Genomic DNA, 19,442 nt, shown 5'->3' on the forward strand with positions numbered 1-19,442 from the left:
ACCTCAATCCAGCTTCACATTGGCCAGGCGGATCAGCTCGCCCCACTTGGTGCGTTCCGCCTGCACGAAGGCGCCAAGCTGCTCCGGCGTGCCGCCGGCGATGGTGCCGCCCTGGTCGGCCAGGCTGCGGCGCACGTCATTGTCCCGCAAGGCCGCGACGGCAGCGTCGTGCAGGATGCGGATGCGGTCCGCCGGCGTGCCGGAAGGCGCGAACATGGCGTACCAGGTCTCGGAGATCACATCCGGCGCCCCGGCCTCGGCCATGGTGGGCACATCGGGCAGGATGGCGGCGCGCTCCTTCGCCGTGACACCCAGCGCCAGCAGCTCGCCACCCCGGATATGCGGCAGCACCACCGGCACGTCGGCCAGGATCATGTCGATGGTGCCGGAGAGCAGATCCGTCACCGCCGGCGCGGCGCCGCGATAGGGCACATGCACAATGTCGATGCCGGTCTTCAGCTTGAACAGCTCGCCCGCCAGATGCAGCGAGGAACCATTGCCGGCGGAACCATAGGTCAGCTGCCCCGGCTGCTTCTTGGCCAGCGCCACCAGTTCGGCGACGGACTTCACGCCCTTCTTCTTGCTGACCACCAGGATCTGCGGCACCGACAGCACATGCGTGATGGGTGCCAGGTCCTTCTGCACGTCATAGGCCATGCGCGGCATCAGCTGCGGCAGCACCACCAGCGCGCCGGTGGAGGCCAGCACCGTGGTCAGCCCATCCGGGCGGCTGCGCGCGGCGGCCTCGACGCCCACCATGCCGCCGGCGCCGGAGCGGCTGTCCACCACCACCGGCTGCCCCAGCTTCGTGCTCATCACCTGCCCGATGATGCGGGCGATGATGTCGGCCGGGCCACCCGCCGCGAAGGGCACGATCATCTTCACCGGCTGGTCGGGGAAAGCAGGCTGCGCCACAGCTGGCGCCAGCGGCATCGCGCAGCCGGCAGCGAGCAGGGCGAGGCTCTGGCGTCGGGTCAGCATCCTGGATCTCCTCCACGCCCTTCGCGGGGCGGTTTTCTTCAATCAACTAGCTTATTGGCTTTTTAGGATGCCGCGCTTGCGGCGTCCATGGCTTTCAGACCTGGCGAGAGGGCGATCAGCGCATCGACCGCCAGGATGCGTCCAGGGGCGCAGATCAACGGATTGATATCCAGTTCCGCGATCCCCGGCTCCGCCGCGACCAGTTCCGCCACCCGGCACAGGATGGCCGCGAGTTGCTCAAGATCCACGCCCGCGCCGCCACGGAACCCCGCCAGCAGCGGATAGCCGCGCAGGCCGCGCAGCATCCTCCCGGCCTGCTCCAGGCCCAGCGGCGCCGGGGCGACGGCGGTGTCCTGCAACAGTTCCACCAGCACGCCGCCCAGGCCGACGGCGACCACCGGGCCGAAGACCGGGTCGCGCCGCGCGCCGATGATCAGTTCCACGCCGCGCGGCACCATCGGCTGCACCAGCATGCCGCGCAGGCGCGGCGCTGGCCGGATGACGGAGAGCGCGGCCTCGATGCCGCCATAGGCTTCCCGCAGCATGGCGGCGTCACGCAGGTCCAGGCGCACCACGCCGGCCTCGGTCTTGTGCGGCAGGTCCGGGCTCTCGGCCTTGAGCACCACCGGATAGCCGAGGCGGTCGGCGGCGCGCAGCGCGGCATCGAGGTCGGGTACCAGTTCCTCGGCCACCACCGGCAGCCCGCATTCAGCCAGCACCGCCTTGGCCGCCGATTCCGGCAGCATTGAACCGGGCGCCGAGGCCAGCAGGGCCCTGGCCCGCGCCAGCGGCGCCGCATCCAGCAGCCGGGTCGGCCGCTCCGCCGGGCGGGCGGCCCAGGCGGCGCGCTCCCGCCAGGCGGCAAGGGCTGCGAAGCAATGCTCCATGGAGGAGAAGATGGCGGCATCCTGCACCGCCTCCGCCGCGCGCAGCACGTCGCCCTCCCGCCGCTCGGCCAGCCAGGGCACGCAGAGGAAGCGGCCATGGCGGGCGGCGATCCCGGCCATCACCGGAATGCGGTTGGCCGAGAAGGCATAGCCGTGCGTGTTGGGATAGAGCAGCGCGCCATAGCCGGGGTCGGAGGCCAGGGCATCGGTGCAGGCCAGCAGGGCCTCGGCATCGTTCAGCACCTGCGCCGTCAGGTCGCAGGGGTTGCGGGTGGAGCCGTATTCCGGGATGCGCGCGGCCAATACCGCCGCAGCGGCCGCCTCCGGCTGCGGCAGGGACACATGGTGCCGCTCCGCCGCGTCGGCGGCCAGGATGCCGGCGCCGCCGGAGGTGGAGACCACCGCCACCCCGGCACCTCGCGGCACCGCCGGGGCCTTGGCGAAGAAGGCTGCCATCTCGGCCAGCGCCGAGAAGTCATCGACCAGGATGGCCCCCGCTTCCGCCAGCGCGGCTCGCCACACGGCATGGCCGCCAGCCACGGCCCCGGTATGGGACAGCGCGGCGGCCGCACCCCCCTCGCCCGAAGCCATCTTGTGCACCAGCAGCGGCTTGCCTGCCCGCGCCGCGCGCGCGGCGGCCGCCAGCAGCCGGCGCGGCTCGGCCAGTCCCTCCAGCACGCAGGCAATGGCGGAGCAGCCGGGCTCATCCGCTAGGTAGGCGACCAGATCGGCGGTATCCAGCCCGGCCGCATTGCCCGAGGTCAGCACATGGCTGACGGCAACACCACGCTCCACCGCCTGGGCCAGCGCGAAGCCCAGGGCGCCGGACTGGCTGACGATGCCGATGGCACGCCCCCGCGGCACCACCGGCTTCGGCCCGGCGGAAAAGGTGACGCCAGCGCCCAGCAGGAAATTGCCGAAGCCCAGGCAATTCGGCCCCAGCAGCGGCAGGCGCCCGGCCAATGCGGCCACGGCCTCCTGTTCCGCCACACGGTCTGGCAGGCCGGTTTCCGCATAGCCAGCGGCGAAGACCACCGCGCCCCCGGCACCCTGCGCGATGCAATCCTCCAGCACCGCCACGACACCTTCCCGAGGTGCGGCGATAGCGACGCAGTCCGGCGCCGCTGGCAACGCGGCCAGCGAAGGATAGCAGCGCCGCCCGCCCAGGGTCTCGTAGCGCGGGTTGACCGGCCAGATCTCGCCAGTGAATCCTTCCAGATTCTCCAGCACCCGTGCGCCGAAAGCACCGGCGCGCGTGCTGGCGCCCACCACGGCGATGCTGCCGGGATGCAGCAGGCGCCGCAGCGCGGCATGGGGCGGCAAGGGGCGCGTCACGGTTCGGCGGCCGCCCCGGCGCCCAGCCAATCCTCCAGCACTTCCCGCGTATGCTCGCCCAGCTGCGGCGGCGCCCGGCCATATTCAACCGGCGTGTCGGAGAAGCGCACCGGGTTCGCGACGAAGGGCATGGTGCCCGCACGCGGATGCGGCATCTCCTGCCACATGCCACGGTGGCGCAACTGCGGGTCCTGCACTGCCGCGCCAAAGTCATTCAGCGGGCCGGAGGAAATGCCGGCGGCGTTCAGCAGTTCCACCCACTCGCCGGCGGTGCGGGCCAGCAGCGCCTGTTGCAGCAGCGGCAGCAGTTCCGGCTTATGCGCCATGCGCTGGCGGTTGGTCGCGAAGCGCGGGTCGGCGGGCACTTCCGGCAGGCCGAGCACGGTGCAGAACTGCGCAAATTGCCGGTCATTGCCTACCGCCACCATCAGCGGCCGATCGGCGGTGTCGAAGCTCTGCCACGGCGTGTTGATCTGCGAGGCGGTGCCGGCGCGCACCGGCATCTTCCCCGACACCATGTAGTTCATCGCGATATGCGAATGCGCCGCCACCTGCGCGTCCAGCAGCGCCAGGTCGATATGCTGGCCCTTGCCGGAGACGGTATCCCGGTGGTGCAGCGCCGCCAGGATGGCGATGGTGGCATAGAAGCCGGCATTGATGTCCGAGACGCTGTAGCCCACCAGCGCCGGCCCGGCGCCGGGCGCGCCGTCCGGATTGCCGGTGACGCTGAGCAAGCCGCTCATGGCCTGAAAGATCGGGTCATAGCCGGGCAGCGCGGCGTAGGGACCGTCCTGCCCAAAGCCGGTGATGGAGCAATAGATCAGCCGGGGATTCACCTCGGCCAGCGAGGCGTAATCGAGCCCGTAGCGCGCGAGGCCGCCGGCCTTGAAGTTCTCGATGAAGACATCCGCCTTGCTGGCCAGGGCACGCAGGTCCGCCTGCCCCTCCGGCGTCGCGATGTCCAGCGCCACCGAGCGCTTGCCGCGGTTCATCGCCAGGAAGGAGGAGGTATCGCCGGTCTCCCTGCCCTCCGCGTCCTTCTGCGGAAAGCCCATGCGGCGCACGTCGTCGCCACCCTTGGGGTGCTCGACCTTCACGACTTCCGCGCCAAAGTCCGCCAGGATCTGCGCCGCCCAGGGGCCAGCGAAGATGCGCGTCATGTCCAGCACGCGGATGCGCGGCAGCGGGCCGCTCATGCCGGCAGGTCCAGCACGTTGCGCGCCAGGATGTTGCGTAGGATCTCGGAGGAACCACCGAAGATGGTGGAAGGCCGTGCCAGCAGGAACTGCCCGGCGGGGTGCAGGCCCTCGCCCGGCATGGGGTCCAGCAGGCCCGCATTCTCGCCCGCGATCTCCAGCATGGCGTCCGTGATGCGCTGGAAGAGTTCCGTCTGCACGATCTTCAGGATCGAGACATCGGGGCCCAGCGTTTCCCCGCGCTTCAGCTTCGCCACGAAGGATTCATAGAGTTCCTTCAGGTCCGCCAGTTCCATGCTGAAGCGGGCATACTGGTCCAGGAAGGCAGGGTCCTGGTCCTTGCCCACCGCCACCGCGATGGCCTTCAGCCGCGCCAGCCCGTTGGAGGAGAGTTTGGGGGAGCCGATGGCGATGCGCTCGAAGCCCAGCAGCGCCTTGGCATAGGTCCAGCCCTGGTTGACCTCGCCCACCACCATGTCCTTGGGCACGCGGACATTGTCGAAAAAGACCTCGCAGAACTCGTCATGCAGGTCGAGGTTGATGATCGGCCGCACCGAGACGCCCGGCGCATCCATCGGCAGCAGCAGGAAGGAAATGCCCTGCTGCTTCTTGCCCGACTTATCCGTGCGCGCGAGAACAAAAATCCAGTTGGCGTCGTTGGCCAGCGTGATCCAGGTCTTCTGGCCGTTCAGCACCCAGTGGTCACCGGCATCCGCCGCATCCAGCCGCAGCGCCGCGAGGTCGGAACCGGCGTTCGGCTCGGAATAACCCTGGCACCAGATATCCTCGCCCGAGAGGATGCGCGGCAGGAAGCGCTGCTTCTGCTCCTCGGTCCCGTGCTTGATCAGCATCGGGCCGAGCATGATCAGGCCCATGTCGCTGACGCGGGCGCAGCCGTGGCGCTCCAACTCCTCGATCATGATGAGCTGCTTGGTGGCGCCGAGGCCCATGCCGCCATATTCGCGCGGCCAGTTCGGCGCCAGCCAGCCCTGGCGGGAGAGCGCCATGTACCAGGGCTCGTTCTCATGCCAGTGCATGCGGCGGCGGGGGAAGCGCATCTCGGGCGGATAGTTCGCCTCGATCCAGTTCCGCACATGCAGGCGGAAGGCGTTGTCTTCCATCTGGTCCAGTGCCTCGGGCGGCAGCGTGTCCTGGTCCATGCTGTCAGACTCCCTTGAAGACGGCCGGGCGCTTTTCCATGAAGGCGCGCTGCGCCTCCTTGGTATCCTCGGCACTGGAGAGTGCTGCCGTCTGCGTCTGCTCGAAGCGGTAGCCTTCGTGCAGCGGCATTTCCTCGGTCAGGAAGAAGGAGCGCTTGGCCGCCTGCACCGCCAGCGGGCTCTTGGCCGCGATCTGCTTGGCGATGGCCTGCGCTTCCGCCAGCAGCCTGTCCTTGGGCAGGCAGGCGGAGGCCACGTTCATCCGCAGCAGCTCCGGACCCGGGATGCGGCGGGCGGTATAGATCATCAGCCGCGCATCGGACTGGCTGAAGAAGCGCAGGATGTGCCGCACGCCGCCGGCGAGGCCGACATCCACCTCGGTCATGGCGAAGAAGGCTTCTTCCGCCACCAGCACGATGTCGCAGCACAGCGCCAGCACGCAGCCGGCGCCGATGGCAGGGCCGTTGACGGCGGCGATGACCGGCTTGCCGCATTCCATCACGGCATCGAAGGCAGCGCGCACGCGGCGGTTGTGGCCGGGATAGGCACCGGCCTCGCCGGCTAGGTTCGGCCGCTCCCGCAGGTCGGCGCCGGCGGAGAAGGCGCGGCCCTCGCCGGTCAGCACCACGGCGCGCACCTCGCGCGTGTCGTGCAGCACGTCGAAGATGCGCGGCAACTCGTCGCGGAAGATGCGGTCCTGCGCGTTCACCGGCGGCGCCGTCATGGTGACGGTGGCGACATGGTCCTCCAGCGTTACGGAGAAGCGCTGCAGGCCCTCAAGGCCCTTGATCGTCGCGGCGCTCATTCGGCGGCATCCGCGTGGCTGCGGGCGGGCGGCAGCGGGAAGAGGCCCTCTGCCGGCGCCTGCACCGGTTCCGCCACGCCGTCCGGCAGCGGGATCTCATGCGCGTTCAGCGTCATGGAGACCATGGTGTAATAGCCGATGACGCCGGTCAGCTCGACCACGCCGCGCGCGCCCCAGCGGCGCTCCACCGCGTGATAGGCGGCCTGATCCACGCGGCCATGCAGTTGCAACTGGCGGGCATACTCATAGATGGCGGCGTCATCGGCATCGTCGAAAAGCGGCGCCTCGCCGATGCGGATCGCCTCGATCACCGCATCCGGCAGGCCGGCGGCGGCGGCGGCGCGGGCATGCACCCACCATTCGATCTGGCTGCTCCAGCGGCGGCCGGTCACGATGATGGCCAGCTCGTTCAGCCGCGGCGGCAGGCAGGTGCCGAAGCGCAGGAACTCGCCCAGCTTCGACCAGCGTTCGGCGAGGTCCGGGCTATGGATCACGGCGCGCAGCGGGCCGATCATCTGCCCGCGCGGGCCGGACACCACGGCGTCATGCACGCGGCGCTGTTCCGGCGACATCTCGGCCGGCGAGGGCAAGGGGATACGCGGCATCGGTGTTTCTTCCTCGGCCTCAGACAATTCCACGGGATTGGAGGTCCTGGAGGCGGGCGGCATCCAGGCCCAGCTCTTCCAGGATCTCGGCGGTATGCTGGCCCAGCAGCGGCGGCGGGCGCTCGAAGGCCAGCGGGTTGGTAGCGAAGCGCATCGGGCTGACCACCTGCGGCACGGTGCCGGCCAGCGGGTGCGGCAGGTGCCGCAGCATCTGCCGGTGCTGGATCTGCGGGTCCTCAAAGACCTGCGGGATCTCGTTGATCGGCGCGCAGGGCACGCCGGCGGCATCCAGCTTCGCCGCAAGTTCGGCGCGCGAGAAATCCGCGAAGCGGGCGGTCAGCAACGGCGTCAGTTCCGCGTTGTTGCGCACGCGGTCAGGGTTCTTCGCGAAGCGAGGGTCGGTGGCCCATTCCGGCCGGCCCAGCGCCTCGCAAAGCTTCACGAACTGCCCGTCATTGCCCACAGCCAGCACCAGATGCCCGTCGGCGCAGGCAAAGACATCCTGCGGCTGGATGTTCGGGTGGCGGTTGCCGCCGCGCTTCGGCGTGCGGCCGGAGACCAGCCAGTTCATGGCCTGATTGGCCAGGAAGGCGGATTGCACATCCAGCATGGCGAGGTCGATGGTCTCGCCCTCCCCGCTCTCCGCCCGCCGCGCCAGGGCGGCGAGGACGGATACGGCCGCATACATGCCGGTCATCAGGTCCACGATGGGCACGCCGACCTTCTGCGGGCCGCCGCCGGGCATGTCGTCCCGCTCGCCGGTCACGCTCATCAACCCGCCCATGGCCTGGATGGCGAAGTCATAGGCCGCCTGATCGGCACGCGGCCCGTCCTGGCCGAAGCCCGTGACGGAGCAATAGATCAGGCGCGGATTGACGGCGCGGAGCGAGGCGGCATCCAGCCCATACTTCGCCAGGGCGCCGGCCTTGAAGTTCTCGAGCACGATATCGGCGGATTTGGCCAGTTCGCGAATGATGGCCTGCCCCTCGGGCTTGGCCATGTCTACGGTGACGGAACGCTTGCCGCGGTTGACGGACAGGAAATAGCCGGCCTCCCGCGTCGGCTGGCCATCCTGGTCCTTCAGGAAGGGCGGGCCCCAGGAGCGGGTGTCGTCGCCGGCGCCCGGGCGCTCCACCTTGATCACATCGGCGCCGAGATCGGCCAGGATCTGCGTGGCCCAGGGCGCGGCCATGATGCGGCTGAGGTCTAGCACCCGCACATGCGCCAGCGGTCCCTGGCGCTTCGGTGCCTCAGTCATCGACGGCTTCCGTGGCCTGGGCGGAGGGACGGGCGCGGAAGGTGTCGTGCCAGGCGGTCAGCGCCGGGCGGCCTTCGCGCCAGCCGAGGTCGGGGAAGCGGAAATCGAGGTAGGAGAGCGCGCAGCCGATGCCGATATGGCCGATGTCGAAGGGCAGCGCCGCCAGGGCGGGCGCGTCCTTTTCCAGCCGCGCCAGGGTGGCCTCGGCCTTGGTGGCGAAGCTCTTGAGCCATTCCTCGGTCTGCTGCGCGGCGGGCTTGTCGCGCTCGTTGCGCCAGAGGATCAGCAGGTCCAGGAAGCCGGTGCCCAGGGCATGCCGCGTCAGCGCCGCCCAGCGCTCCGGCCCGGCCGGCGGAAACAGGCCGCCGCCAGCCATGTTGTCCAGGTATTCGCAGATGGTCAGGGAGTCGAAGATCGCCGAGCCATCCGGCAGCACCAGGGTCGGGATCTTGCTCAGCGGGTTGTCGGGCAGCAGGTCCTGGTTGGGCATGCCCATGCGCACCACGGTGCGCACCCGCGCGATCCGGTCTTCCAGCCCCAGCTCATACGCCGCCACCATCACCTTGCGGACGAAGGGGGAGCGTGGGGACCAGTGCAGCGTCAGGCTTGAATCGGCAGGCATCAGGCCGCATCCTCCAAAAGGTCTTTAGGTCATTTTTATAACCTTTAGACGCGGAGGATGGCTAGGTCCAGGCCCGCTACTTCAACTTGATATCGATCCGCACGGTGTCGCCGCGATAGATGCCGTCCGCCACCAGCACCAGGACGCCATTGGCATCCACCGCCGCGCGATGCACCAGCGCCACCGGGGCGTTCAGCGGCACCTGCAGGGCTGCGGCGGTTTCCACATCGGCGGTGCCGATGGTCAGGGTTTGGCGGGCATCGACGATTTTCACCCCCTCCAGCCCCGCCACCAGCCGCAGCGCGGTCTTGCTGCGCAGGTCCTCCGGCGTCACCAGCGGCGCCAGCCGCTCATCCAGATAGACATCGGCCAGCAGGAAGGGGCGGCCATCGCGCCAGTGGCGGCGGCGGATATGGCGGTAGGCCGGCGCCGGTTCCCCGATGGTGTCGGGCAGCGTGCTGCCGGGCACGTCGCCCTCCTCGCCCAGGATTTCGATCTCGGCGCCTTCGCGGGAGCGGAGCAGGCCGTTCCAGTCCGTCTCCACCGCGCACCAGATCGGGCTTTCCGGCCCCTTGCGCACGAAGGTCCCCTTGGCGCGGTAGCGCTCGATCAGCCCTTCCTGCTCCAACTGCCCCAGCGCCTGCCGGATGGTGGCGCGGGCCACGCCGCATTCTGCGGCCAGGTCGTCCACCGTGGGGATCTGCTGGCCCAGCTTCCAGGTCCCCTGCTCGATCCGCCGACGGAAGAGCGTGGCCAACTGGATGTAGCGGGAGACGGCGCTGCGGCTGAGGTCGACCTTGCCGGTCGTGGTGGCGCCGCCGGAGGGTCGGGTGGTGATCGGGTCCATGCCGCCTTCTCTCATACCCCGGGGGCGCCGCGCTACCCGGCGCCGACCGTGGCCGGCGTGGCGACGTTCAGGAAGGGCTCGCCCGCACGGAAACGCCCGATATCGGCTAGCAGGCGGCCAATGATGGCCTGCCGCGTCTCCCCCGTCAGGGAGGCGTAGTGCGGTGCCAGCACGGCGTTCTCCAGCGGCAGGAAGCGCGGGTCCAGCTTCGGCTCGGTGGCGAAGACATCCAGCCCGGCACCGGCGATGGTCCTGCCCTCCAGCGCCGCCAGCAGGGCCGCCTCATCCACCACCGAACCACGGGCGATGTTCACCAGGAAGCCACGCGGCCCCAGCGCCGCCAGCACCCGCGCATCGACGGCATGGTGGGTGGCGGGCCCGCCGGGGCAGGCCAGCACCAGCACATCGGCGACGGTGGCCAGGGCGGCGATATCGGGCAGAAAGGCCCAGGGCAGTTCCGGCTTGGGGCGCGGGCCGCTCCACGCGACCGCCATGCCCAGGCCGGCAGCGCGGCGGGCGATGGCCTGGCCGATCTTGCCCATGCCGAAGACGCCCACCGTCTTGCCGGAGAGGCCGACGCCCAGGCCCATGCGCTCAGGCCCCCAGCGGCCGTCGCGGACGAAGCGGTCGGCCTCCACGATGCGGCGGGCGGCGGCATACATCAGGCCGATGGCGAAATCGGCCACGTCCTCGGTCAGTTCATCCGGCGTGTGGCAGACGGCGATGCCCAGGCGTCCTGCCGCGGAGAGGTCGATCTTGTCCAGCCCCACGCCCTGGGAAGCGATCAGCCGCAGGTCCGGCAGGCTTTCCATCAGTGCCGCATCGGCCCCGGTCATGCCGGTGGTGATGGCGATGCGAATGCCTTCCGCAGGCCCGGCGCCCTTCTCCACCAGCGTGTAATGCTCCGCCAGCGCGGCGCGCAGATCGGCCGGAATGGGCGCCAGCAACAGGATGGGTTCGGGTATCATCGCGGCATTCTCCTGCGTCACGGGGTCGTCGCCGCGCGGCGCGCCGCGAGCCCGGCCATGATCTCCGGCATCCTCTCGGCGGCCTGTTGCTGCAACGAGTCATAAAGGCTGTTGCCATGGGCATCGATGCCCACGGTCAGCGGCCCCAGATCCTCCACCCGCAGCTTCACCAGCCGGAAATGCGCGATCAGGTCGGGCCAATGGACCGAGACCACACCCTTCACCGCATCCGACAGCAGGGGCGAGCCGCCGCCGACAAAGGAGAGATAGACACAGCCCACTTCCTTCATCGCCGCCGCGCTGGCCGCGTCCAGGCCGCCCTTGCCGCCCACCATGCGCAGGCCGAAGTGGCGGATGAAGCGCGGCATGTAGCCGTTGAAGCGCGTGCTGGTGGTGGGGTTAATATAGAGCACCTCCAGCCCGCCATCCGCCGCGTCGCGCGAATAGCTGCCGAGGTGGAACAGTGTCTGGCCATGCAGGTCCAGCGGAAGCTCGCGGCCGGCATCGAGGTATTCCTCGATACGCTTATGCGTCGGCAGGCCGGCGGTGAGGATGATGTCGCCGCTCAGCAGCACCATCTCGCCCGCACGCAGCGAACGGATCTCCTCGACATCCAGCGGCAGGCGCAGGCGGCGGATCTCGTCGGACATCCGCCCTACTCCACCCGCTCTATGCGCCCGTCGTTGTAGACGCGGGCGCGGGTGCGGCGGTTGATCCAGCAGTTGAAGCAGACCGCGACGGGCGTGAAGCCGTGCCCGGCGGCATATTCAATGTGCACGCCGAGGGTGGTGGTATCGCCCCCCGTCCCCATCGGGCCGAAGCCGGTTTTGTTGGTGGCCTCGGTCAGCCGGGCTTCCATGGCGGCCAGAATGGGCTCGGGGTTCACCGAGCCGAGCGGGCGCAGCGTCGCCAGCTTCGCCAGCTTGGTGCAGTGATCGAAGCTGCCGCCGATGCCCACGCCCATCACCACCGGGGGGCAATGCTGCGAGCCGGCCTTCAGCACGCAATCCATCACGAAGGCTTCGATCTGTTCCAGGCTGGGGCTGGTGAAAATCTCCAGCGCCGCCCAGCGGCCGGAGCCCAGTGCCTTCGGCTGGCAGGTGATGTCGATGTAGTCCGCGCCGCTCAGCACATCCCAGGTGACCAGCGGCATGTCCTTGCCGCGATAACTGCGCTCGTTGGTCAGCGGGTTGGTGACATGCTTCAGGATGGGCGGGCTGATGGTCTCGACCAGATGGTCGAAGCCATCCTTGATCGCCTGCTTGATGTCGCCCTCGATCCGGACGCCGGTGCCGAGCTGCACGAAATAGACCGGCACGCCGGAGTCAGAGCAGACCAGCCGCTCCGACTGCTCCGCCATCTCGGCGCTGCGCAGCAGGATACCAAGCGTTCGCTTGGCCAGGGGGTTGGTCTCGGCGGCCTCGGCGCGGCGCAGGGCATCCTTGGTGTCGTCCGGCACCTTCTTCAGGGACCAGTCATAGAGCTGGGCCGTGATGCTCTTCATCAGCTCGTAGGTGATCGCCACCTTCGCCTCGCTCCCTTGTGTCACGGCCAAAGGCCATAAAGCTGATTATTGTTACTTTTGGGTATAGGCCTTGGGGAGGAGGTTCGGCAAGGCTTCACGTTCTTTTCCGCCGGCATCGTGGCGGCGTGCATGCGCAGGCACAGGGCTGCAGTAATTAAACACTTGTTCTAAAAAGATTATTGCGTGGGGGGCAGCCAAGGGTTCCTGGCCACCCCCTTCCCTTCCACCTAGCTTCAGCCTCGGCCTGCCGGCGCCAGCTTCTCATCCAGGAAGCGACGCATGGCCGTGTTGAAGGCTTCCGGCTCCTCGATGCAGGGCAGATGGCCCGCGCCCGGAATTTCCACATAGGAGGAGTCCGGAATAATGCCGGCCAGTTCCTGCATGGACTTGGGCATGGCGCCGTCCTTCTCCCCGGCGATCAGCAGGACGGGCTGCCGCAGCCCCGGCAGCGCGCCATGGATGTCGTAGGATTGCAGCGCCTGGGCGCAGGCCACGAAGCCGTTCTCCGGCGTGTTCAGGACCATCTCATGCACCAGGGGAAGTGCCGGCCCCTGCGCCGCCAGCGCGGCCGGCGAGAACCAGCGCTTCAGCGTGGCGTCGGCGAAGGCCGGCATGCCGTTCTGCCGGGCGAAGTCGATGCGTTCCTGCCAGGCCTGGGCGCCGCCCGGCGCGGTGCGCGACTGGCCGTCCGACGCAACCACCGCCGCCACCAGATCCGGATGCCGCGCCGCCATATAGAAGGCCGTGGCCGCGCCCATGGACACGCCGACAAAGATGGCGCCGGAGATGCCGAAATGCCGCATCAGCGCGGCGGCATCCTCGGTCAGCTGGTCCAGCGAGGCCGGGCCGGGCGGCACGGCTGTCCCGCCATGGCCGCGCTGGTCGTAGCGCAGGATGCGGAAGCGGTCCCCGAAGGCGGCGACCTGGGCATCCCAGAGGCTCAGGTTGGTCAGCAGCGAGTTGCTGAACACCATCCAGGGCGCGCCCTCCCGCCCATCAAGGCGGCAACGGAAGGTCAGGCCGTTCACGTCGATCTGTTGGAAGCCAGTGTCCACAAGCGTCTCCGTCATCCTTTGGCCGGGGCGGCGGTTGCGGAAGCCCCGCCCGCCGCCGGCGAATTTCGGCGGATCAGACACGGCATCGCCTCCCATCGCAAGCCCCGGCACCCCGCTGTGACCAATTGCATTGAATGCCCAATCATTGTGATGGTAATGCATCGCGATGCCACCAAGCCCCGCATCGCCCCGCTCCCGCTTCGGAATCGAATTCGTGCTGCTCGCCCGCCGCTGGCGCCGCGCGCTGGACCAGAGGCTGGCGATGGTGGGCCTGACGGATGCGACCTGGGCGCCCCTGGTGCATCTCTCGGAATCCGGCGATGGAGTAAGCCAGAAGGATCTCGCCGCGCTGGTCGGCATCGACGGCTCCAGCCTCGTGCGGCTGCTCGATCTCCTGGTGGGGCAAGGGCTGGTGGAGCGGCGGATGGATGAGAATGACCGCCGCGCCCGGCTGATCTTCCTCACCAAGGCCGGCCGCGCCGCCGTGGCCCGCATCCGGCGTGAACTCTCGCGCGGAGAGGCGGAGATGCTGGTGGACCTCAGCGACGAGGATATCGCGGCCCTGCTCGATGCCTTCGCGCGCATCGACCGCCGGCTGCGGCTGGAAAGGCCGCAGCCGTGACATCCCCGGGGCTGGCTCGCCTGGGCTTCGACCCGGCCCGGATGAGCTTTGCGCTGCGCACCGCGCTAGGGGCCTGCCTGGGCCTGCTGCTGGCCTGGCTGATGGGGCTGGAGCATCCGCAATGGACGGCCATGAGTGTCTGGGCGGCTTCCCAGCCCACGCGCGGCCTGCTGATCGAGAAAGGCTTCTTCCGCGCCGGTGGCACCGTGGTGGGCGTCATTGTCGGGCTGCTGCTGATCCTGGCTTCGCAAGGGCACCCACTGTTGATGGTGCTGGGCCTGTCGATCTGGATCGGCATCTGCGCCGGTCTTGGCAATGTGCTGCACGGCTTCATGTCCTATGGCGCCATCCTGGCCGGCTATTCCGCCTCCATGGTGGCGCTGCTGGATGCCGCCAACCCTGGCAGCGTTCTGCTGCTGGGGATCGACCGCCTGCTGACAGTGTTGCTTGGCGTCCTCGTGGCGACGCTGGTCGGCTTGGCGCTGACCCCGCGTGAGGCGGAGGACGCCGTGGTGGGCGGCACCCGCCGGCTGCTGGCGCGGCTGCTGCGGGCCATGGCGGCGCGGTTGTCCGGTGAAGCCGATGGGTTGGACCAGCGCGCGACACTTTCCGAAATGGCCAGCATTGACGAGGCGCTGGACCGGCACGGCGCTGGCTCACTGCGGACACGCCGTTCGGCGCGGCTGTTGCGCGGGGTTCTGGCCGCGCAGGTCCCGGCGCTGCTCTGGCTCAGGAACTCCCGCCATGTGGGCAGCGATGCCGCCGTGGCCCACGCGCTGGCGCGCGCGGCCGATGCCCTGGAAAGTGCCGCGCCAGTGGATACGGTACTCCCGGCGCTGCAGCAGGCCGAAGAACTCTCGGCAGGCCAGCCACCACTGCATGAAGTCATTGCGGGCCTGCATGCGGCGCTCCACGCGCGGCTGCGGCCAGGCGAGAAGCATCTGGAGCGCCCGAGTACCTTGTACCGGGTGGTGGTGCATCGTGACTGGGTCGGCGCCCGTCAGGCGGGACTGCGCGCGGCAGGCACCTTGCTGCTGCTGGGCCTGGGCTGGCTGCTCAGCGGCTGGGGCGGCGGGCCTTATGTGATGCTCGGCACATCCGTGATGATCACGGTCTTCTCCACCGCCGAGAACCCGGCGCTGACGATGCGCGCCATCTTCCTCGGGCAGGTCTTTGGTGCCACAGCGGCACTGATCTGCCGCTGGCTGGCCTGGCCTCTGGCCGGCAGCGAATTCCAGATGATCCTGCTGACGATGCCCTTCATTATTATGGGCGTTTTGCCGTCGTCGCACCGGCGTACCATTGCTGGTGCCCTTGACTACAACATGATCATGCTCCTGCTGCTGCAACCGTCCTTTCCGCTGGTGGGCAGCTTCTCCAACTCCTTGACCACGGCGGCAGCGGTGGTGGCGGCGCCGCTGATCGCCATGGCTGCCTTCCGCTTCGCCTTCCCCGCCGATGCCCGGCGGCGCATGCGGGTGCTGATGGGCATGATGGTGCATGAGTTGCAGGACATGGCCGCGCACCGCCCGGCCATCATGCATGACGGTATCTGGCAGGCCCGCCTTTATCACCGCCTGCTGCGGCTGGTGCGCTGGGCCGAGAAGACGGGGGAGCAGCCGCTGCCGGTCGCGAATGGCAGCCTGGCGGTGATGCAGGTCGGAAGCGCCATCGTGCAGATGCAGGCGCTGCTGCGGCAGCCTGGACTGCCGCCAGGAATCGGAAGAGCACTTGATGCCACGCTGCGCCGGTTGCAGCGCATCGGCCAGGACCCTGTGCGCGCGCAGCGGTCCCTGGCTACCACGGCGAGACGTCTGTTCCACGGTTTCCGGCCAGCGGCGGAAAGCCTCGCGATCTCTGCTGAGGCCTTGCTGACCAACCTTTCCTTCTTCCAGCAGGCCAGCAAAGGTCCGCCTCCCCCGAAACAAGGATAGGAACCGCCTCCAAGAGCGTACCGATGAACTCTCACTATTTGGGATTGTCATCCCCTATTTGACACAAGCTTTGCCGCGCAATAAGGCTCGCGCCCAGCCGTGACCGGGGAAGCAGGACACCGTGCCGAGAGCAGCGCAGACCGAGCTTGGCGGTTCTTCCGCCAGTGCCGCCGGCACGCAGACCCTGCTGCGTGGCCTGAAGGTATTGGAATGCGTGGCCGCCGGCGTCAGCGACGTCCAGGGCATCGCGGCCGCGCTCGGCACGCCGCGCAGCACCACCCATCGTATCCTCAGCAGCCTGGTGGCGGCCCGGTACCTGCATCACATGCCCCATAAGGGCTACCTGCTGGGCCCCATGCCGATCCACCTGGGCAACCGCGCGCTGGAGCAGCGCCCGCTGGTGGCCATCGCTCAGCCATATTGCGAGGCGCTGTCGCGGCAGACTGGCGACACCGTGCATCTCGGCATCGTCGATGGCAGCGAGGTGGTCTACCTCGTGAAGATCTCCGGCACGCGCGGCTTCGAGATGCGCTCGCGCGTCGGGCAGCGCATGCCGCTTGCCACCACCGGCGTCGGCAAGGCGCTGATGCTGGACATGCCGGAATCCCGTTGGCGCAGCCTCTACGACGCCGCAGCGGCCGCCAATGCCCGGAACCCGGAGCGCCCGCCCATCCCCGACTGGGATCTCTTTCTGGAGCGGATGCGCGGCTACCAGAAACGCGGCCTCGTCTTCGACCTGGAAGAGAACGAGGCCGGTATCCGCTGCACCGGCGCACCGGTGCGCGACATGGACCGGCGCGTGGTGGCGGCGGTCAGCTTGGCCAGCGCATCGCCCTTTATGCCGGAGACGCGGCTGGAGGAGGTGGCGCCGCTGGTGCGGGACGCCGCCCTGGCTGTGTCCCGTGAACTGGGTTGGACGGAATGACAGCCATGAACCCCAAGCTCATCGCGCTGGACTGGGGAACCTCCAGCCTGCGTGGCTTCCTGATGGGTGCGAATGGCGCGGTGCTGGAGCAGCGCGGCAGCCCGCATGGCATCACCGCCCTGCCCGAGCCCGGCACCGCCGGCTTCGAGGCCGCCTTCGAGGCCCTTTGCGGCGAATGGCTGGACCGCTGGCCCGCCCTGCCGGTGGTGGCGGGCGGCATGGTGGGTAGCAGCCAGGGCTGGCGGGAGGCGCCATATGTCCGCAGCCCCGCCGATGTCAGCCGCCTGGCCGCCGAGGCGATGGAGGTACCGACCCGGCGCGGCCTTTCCATCCTGATCGCCCCCGGCGTGCTCTCCCATCCCTCCGGCGGAGCGCCGGACGTGATGCGGGGCGAGGAAATCCAGATCGCGGGCGCCTTGCGGCTGCACCCGCAGTTGGCGGAGCGCGGCCATTTCCTGATGCCCGGCACCCATTCCAAGTGGGTGGATGTTCGGGACGGCCGCATCACTGGCTTCGAGACCTACATGACCGGCGAGCTTTTCGCGGTGCTGTGCCGCCACTCGCTGCTCGGCCGCCTGATGCCGGCGGAAGCAGCGGCGCCGGAGGTTGCCGAGGCCGCCTTCACGCGCGGGGTCGAGGCCGCGCGGCACAGCCGCCCCGGCGACCTCGCGCACCAGATCTTCGCCGCCCGCACGCTGGGCCTGACCGGTGAGATGCCTGCCGCCGCGCTGAGGGATTTCCTGTCGGGCCTGCTGATCGGGCAGGAGGTTCTTTCCGCCCTCGGTCATTCCGCCCAGGCCGATACGCCGCTGGCGCTGATCGGGGAGGAAGGACTCTGCCGCCGTTACGCCGGCGTGCTGCAACGCTTCGGCGCCGTGCCGGCCTTGCAACTCGGCAACACGGCCCCCGCCGGCCTCTTCCATTTCGCCATTGCCGCAGGCCGTGTCGCCGCGGCCGGAGAACCCGCCCGATGACCGCATCCCCCTTGCAGGCGCGCCTCGATGCGGCCTTCGAGAGCCTGCCCCTCGTCGCCATCCTGCGTGGCCTGAAGCCGGAGGAGGCGGAGCCGGTGGCTACCGCCCTCTACGAAGCCGGCTTCCGGCTGATCGAGGTGCCGCTGAACTCGCCGCAGCCTTTCGACAGCATCAAGGCCATCCGCCGCCTGTTGCCGCAGGACGCGCTGGTGGGCGCCGGCACCGTACTGCAGGCCGCCGATGTGGGCCGGCTGGCGGATCTGGGTGCCGAGCTGGTGGTGATGCCGCATGCCGACACGGCCGTGATTTCCGCCGCCGCCCAGGCCGGCCTGCTCTGCACCCCTGGCGTCGCCACGCCGACGGAAGCCTTCGCGGCGCTTGCCGCTGGCGCCGCCGCGCTGAAGATCTTTCCCGCCGAACTGGTCGGCCCCAGCGTCGTGAAGGCGATGCGGGCCGTGCTGCCGGCGGGCACCCGCCTGCTGCCGGTCGGCGGCATCACGCCGGACAACATGGGGCCTTTCCTGGAAGCGGGCGTGGCCGGCTTCGGGCTGGGTTCGGCACTGTTCAAGCCCGGCATGACCGCCGCCGATGTCGCGGCACGCGCCGCCCGCTTCAAGGCGGCATGGCGCACCCTCCGGCCACACTGACCCTCGGCCACAACTTACCGGAACGGGAGGCGGAACAGGCGGAGGCCCTGCCCTGCCCGGCCTTCCACGCCGTTGCCCCGATTTTGGCGGGGCGAGACGCAAGGATATCTTCATGCTGACCTACCGCAACCGACTGCACCTGATGGCTGGCCTTGGCGCCGCCACCCTCTTCGGCGCCAAGGCCCAGGCCGCCAGCAACTATCCGCGCCGGCCGATCGAGCTGATCGTGCCCTATGCCCCCGGCGGCGGCACCGATCTCCTCGCCCGCGCCTTCGCCGAGGCGGCCAAGCCGCATCTGGAGAAGGCCATCGGCGTGGTGAACCGCACGGGCGGCGCCGGCGCGGTGGGCCTGTCGGAGATCATGGCTGCGCGCCCGGACGGCTATAAGCTTGGCCTCGGCACGGTTGAGCTGACCATGCTGCCGCATATGGGGCTCGTCAGCTTCAAGGCGGAGGACTTCCTGCCGGTCGCGCGCCTGAACGCCGACCCGGCCGCCGTGACGGTGAAGGCCGATGCACCCTGGAAGACGCTGCAGGAGTACCTGGACTACGCCAAGGCCAATCCGGGCAAGGTGCGCGTCGGCAATTCCGGCACCGGCGCCATCTGGCACCTGTCCACCGAGGCCCTGGCCGACAAGGCCGGCGTCAAGTTCAACAGCATTCCCTATGACGGCGCCGCGCCGGCCGTGACCGCGCTGCTGGGTGGGCATATCGAGGCGGTCGGCGTCAGCCCCGCCGAGGTCAGCGCCCAGGTGGCGGCCGGCCAGCTGCGCATCCTGGGCGTCATGGCCGATGAGCGCCTGGCGGCCTTCCCGGATGTGCCGACCTTCAAGGAAAGCGGTACCGATATTTCCGTCGGCACCTGGCGCGGCATTTTCGTGCAGAAGCGCGCGCCGGATGACGTGGTCGAGATCCTGCGCGAGGCCGCGCGCAAGACGGCGAACGAGCAGTCCTTCAAGGACACGCTGAAGAAGCTGAACCTGAACTGGGCCTATCTGGACGGCCCCGAGTTCAGCGAGCAGGTAAAGGCGCAGAACGCCACCTTCGCCACCCTGATGAAGCGGATCGGCCTGGCTCGCTGAGCGCGAGGCCGCCCG

At 69.2% G+C, this 19,442-nt stretch carries 19 protein-coding genes; 6 read left to right on the forward strand and 13 right to left on the reverse strand.

All coding sequences use genetic code 11. The annotated features are described in order from the left end of the window. Window positions 1-3: 3 nt before the first annotated feature. The 13 genes from EBE87_RS15290 to EBE87_RS15350 all read right to left on the reverse strand — a co-directional run bounded on the left by EBE87_RS15290 (window position 4) and on the right by EBE87_RS15350 (window position 13,325). Window positions 4-981 carry a Bug family tripartite tricarboxylate transporter substrate binding protein gene (locus tag EBE87_RS15290; protein WP_120638989.1) on the reverse strand — a complete coding sequence of 326 codons (978 nt, stop codon included), beginning with the start codon at window positions 979-981 and terminating at the stop codon, window positions 4-6. Between the two features lie 62 nt (window positions 982-1,043). Beyond that, window positions 1,044-3,203, reverse strand: coding sequence for an acetate--CoA ligase family protein (locus EBE87_RS15295; RefSeq protein WP_122140063.1), 2,160 nt, complete (start codon window positions 3,201-3,203; stop codon window positions 1,044-1,046). Then, window positions 3,200-4,399: a CaiB/BaiF CoA transferase family protein gene (locus EBE87_RS15300; protein ID WP_199707263.1), complete on the reverse strand. Its 1,200-nt coding sequence runs from the start codon at window positions 4,397-4,399 to the stop codon at window positions 3,200-3,202. The genes EBE87_RS15295 and EBE87_RS15300 overlap by 4 nt, the downstream gene beginning before the upstream one ends. Continuing rightward, entirely contained in the window at window positions 4,396-5,559 is a 1,164-nt protein-coding gene (locus tag EBE87_RS15305; RefSeq protein WP_120637682.1) for an acyl-CoA dehydrogenase family protein, read from the reverse strand. Before EBE87_RS15305 ends, EBE87_RS15300 begins: the two co-directional genes overlap by 4 nt. A gap of 4 nt (window positions 5,560-5,563) precedes the next feature. After that, window positions 5,564-6,364: an enoyl-CoA hydratase/isomerase family protein gene (locus EBE87_RS15310; RefSeq protein WP_120637681.1), complete on the reverse strand. Its 801-nt coding sequence runs from the start codon at window positions 6,362-6,364 to the stop codon at window positions 5,564-5,566. Then, on the reverse strand, window positions 6,361-6,969 hold the full coding sequence (locus tag EBE87_RS15315) for a carboxymuconolactone decarboxylase family protein (RefSeq protein WP_120637680.1): 609 nt from the start codon (window positions 6,967-6,969) through the stop codon (window positions 6,361-6,363). The genes EBE87_RS15310 and EBE87_RS15315 overlap by 4 nt, the downstream gene beginning before the upstream one ends. Window positions 6,970-6,988: 19 nt before the next feature. After that, on the reverse strand, window positions 6,989-8,227 hold the full coding sequence (locus tag EBE87_RS15320; protein ID WP_120637679.1) for a CaiB/BaiF CoA transferase family protein: 1,239 nt from the start codon (window positions 8,225-8,227) through the stop codon (window positions 6,989-6,991). Then, the gene (locus EBE87_RS15325) at window positions 8,220-8,849 is read right to left on the reverse strand and encodes a glutathione S-transferase family protein (protein ID WP_199707261.1); all 630 of its coding nucleotides are present in this window, start codon (window positions 8,847-8,849) and stop codon (window positions 8,220-8,222) included. The genes EBE87_RS15320 and EBE87_RS15325 overlap by 8 nt, the downstream gene beginning before the upstream one ends. 76 nt (window positions 8,850-8,925) lie before the next feature. Next, window positions 8,926-9,696, reverse strand: a complete 771-nt coding sequence (locus tag EBE87_RS15330; protein ID WP_120637678.1) for a GntR family transcriptional regulator — start codon at window positions 9,694-9,696, stop codon at window positions 8,926-8,928. 32 nt (window positions 9,697-9,728) lie between these two features. After that, window positions 9,729-10,664, reverse strand: a complete 936-nt coding sequence (locus tag EBE87_RS15335) for a 2-hydroxyacid dehydrogenase (RefSeq protein WP_120637677.1) — start codon at window positions 10,662-10,664, stop codon at window positions 9,729-9,731. 17 nt (window positions 10,665-10,681) lie between these two features. Next, window positions 10,682-11,314, reverse strand: a complete 633-nt coding sequence (locus tag EBE87_RS15340; RefSeq protein WP_120637676.1) for a fumarate hydratase C-terminal domain-containing protein — start codon at window positions 11,312-11,314, stop codon at window positions 10,682-10,684. 5 nt (window positions 11,315-11,319) lie between these two features. Continuing rightward, complete coding sequence (locus tag EBE87_RS15345; protein WP_120637688.1) at window positions 11,320-12,189, reverse strand: fumarate hydratase; 870 nt, start codon at window positions 12,187-12,189, stop codon at window positions 11,320-11,322. 233 nt (window positions 12,190-12,422) lie between these two features. Further along, window positions 12,423-13,325 (reverse strand): alpha/beta fold hydrolase, encoded by a 903-nt coding sequence (locus EBE87_RS15350; protein WP_158600849.1) that lies wholly within the window; start codon window positions 13,323-13,325, stop codon window positions 12,423-12,425. Between the two features lie 85 nt (window positions 13,326-13,410). Here EBE87_RS15350 and EBE87_RS15355 point away from each other — a divergent pair, with 85 nt between their 5' ends. The 6 genes from EBE87_RS15355 (at window position 13,411) to EBE87_RS15380 (ending at window position 19,427) form a co-directional block, all read left to right on the forward strand. Then, entirely contained in the window at window positions 13,411-13,866 is a 456-nt protein-coding gene (locus EBE87_RS15355) for a MarR family winged helix-turn-helix transcriptional regulator (RefSeq protein ID WP_120637674.1), read from the forward strand. After that, window positions 13,863-15,800 carry an FUSC family protein gene (locus EBE87_RS15360; protein WP_120637673.1) on the forward strand — a complete coding sequence of 646 codons (1,938 nt, stop codon included), beginning with the start codon at window positions 13,863-13,865 and terminating at the stop codon, window positions 15,798-15,800. Before EBE87_RS15355 ends, EBE87_RS15360 begins: the two co-directional genes overlap by 4 nt. 121 nt (window positions 15,801-15,921) lie before the next feature. Continuing rightward, window positions 15,922-16,725 (forward strand): IclR family transcriptional regulator, encoded by an 804-nt coding sequence (locus EBE87_RS15365; protein WP_120637672.1) that lies wholly within the window; start codon window positions 15,922-15,924, stop codon window positions 16,723-16,725. A gap of 5 nt (window positions 16,726-16,730) precedes the next feature. Beyond that, a complete protein-coding gene (locus EBE87_RS15370; protein WP_367604882.1) occupies window positions 16,731-17,699 on the forward strand; it encodes a 2-dehydro-3-deoxygalactonokinase in 969 nt (322 codons plus the stop codon). Continuing rightward, on the forward strand, window positions 17,696-18,346 hold the full coding sequence (locus EBE87_RS15375) for a 2-dehydro-3-deoxy-6-phosphogalactonate aldolase (protein WP_120637670.1): 651 nt from the start codon (window positions 17,696-17,698) through the stop codon (window positions 18,344-18,346). The genes EBE87_RS15370 and EBE87_RS15375 overlap by 4 nt, the downstream gene beginning before the upstream one ends. Window positions 18,347-18,458: 112 nt before the next feature. After that, entirely contained in the window at window positions 18,459-19,427 is a 969-nt protein-coding gene (locus EBE87_RS15380; RefSeq protein WP_120637669.1) for a tripartite tricarboxylate transporter substrate binding protein, read from the forward strand. Window positions 19,428-19,442 lie beyond the last annotated feature (15 nt).

This window comes from Teichococcus wenyumeiae (genome assembly GCF_003696345.1).
GTDB lineage: Bacteria > Pseudomonadota > Alphaproteobacteria > Acetobacterales > Acetobacteraceae > Pseudoroseomonas > Pseudoroseomonas wenyumeiae.

Coding starts and splice junctions, on each gene's coding strand:
- EBE87_RS15375 (WP_120637670.1), top strand. CDS start 17,696: ATGACCGCATCCCCCTTGCAGGCGCGCCTCGATGCGGCCTTCGAGAGC.
- EBE87_RS15355 (WP_120637674.1), top strand. CDS start 13,411: ATGCCACCAAGCCCCGCATCGCCCCGCTCCCGCTTCGGAATCGAATTC.
- EBE87_RS15310 (WP_120637681.1), bottom strand. CDS start 6,364: ATGAGCGCCGCGACGATCAAGGGCCTTGAGGGCCTGCAGCGCTTCTCC.
- EBE87_RS15340 (WP_120637676.1), bottom strand. CDS start 11,314: ATGTCCGACGAGATCCGCCGCCTGCGCCTGCCGCTGGATGTCGAGGAG.
- EBE87_RS15320 (WP_120637679.1), bottom strand. CDS start 8,227: ATGACTGAGGCACCGAAGCGCCAGGGACCGCTGGCGCATGTGCGGGTG.
- EBE87_RS15305 (WP_120637682.1), bottom strand. CDS start 5,559: ATGGACCAGGACACGCTGCCGCCCGAGGCACTGGACCAGATGGAAGAC.
- EBE87_RS15315 (WP_120637680.1), bottom strand. CDS start 6,969: ATGCCGCGTATCCCCTTGCCCTCGCCGGCCGAGATGTCGCCGGAACAG.
- EBE87_RS15380 (WP_120637669.1), top strand. CDS start 18,459: ATGCTGACCTACCGCAACCGACTGCACCTGATGGCTGGCCTTGGCGCC.
- EBE87_RS15330 (WP_120637678.1), bottom strand. CDS start 9,696: ATGGACCCGATCACCACCCGACCCTCCGGCGGCGCCACCACGACCGGC.
- EBE87_RS15370 (WP_367604882.1), top strand. CDS start 16,731: ATGAACCCCAAGCTCATCGCGCTGGACTGGGGAACCTCCAGCCTGCGT.
- EBE87_RS15325 (WP_199707261.1), bottom strand. CDS start 8,849: ATGCCTGCCGATTCAAGCCTGACGCTGCACTGGTCCCCACGCTCCCCC.
- EBE87_RS15300 (WP_199707263.1), bottom strand. CDS start 4,399: ATGAGCGGCCCGCTGCCGCGCATCCGCGTGCTGGACATGACGCGCATC.
- EBE87_RS15290 (WP_120638989.1), bottom strand. CDS start 981: ATGCTGACCCGACGCCAGAGCCTCGCCCTGCTCGCTGCCGGCTGCGCG.
- EBE87_RS15335 (WP_120637677.1), bottom strand. CDS start 10,664: ATGATACCCGAACCCATCCTGTTGCTGGCGCCCATTCCGGCCGATCTG.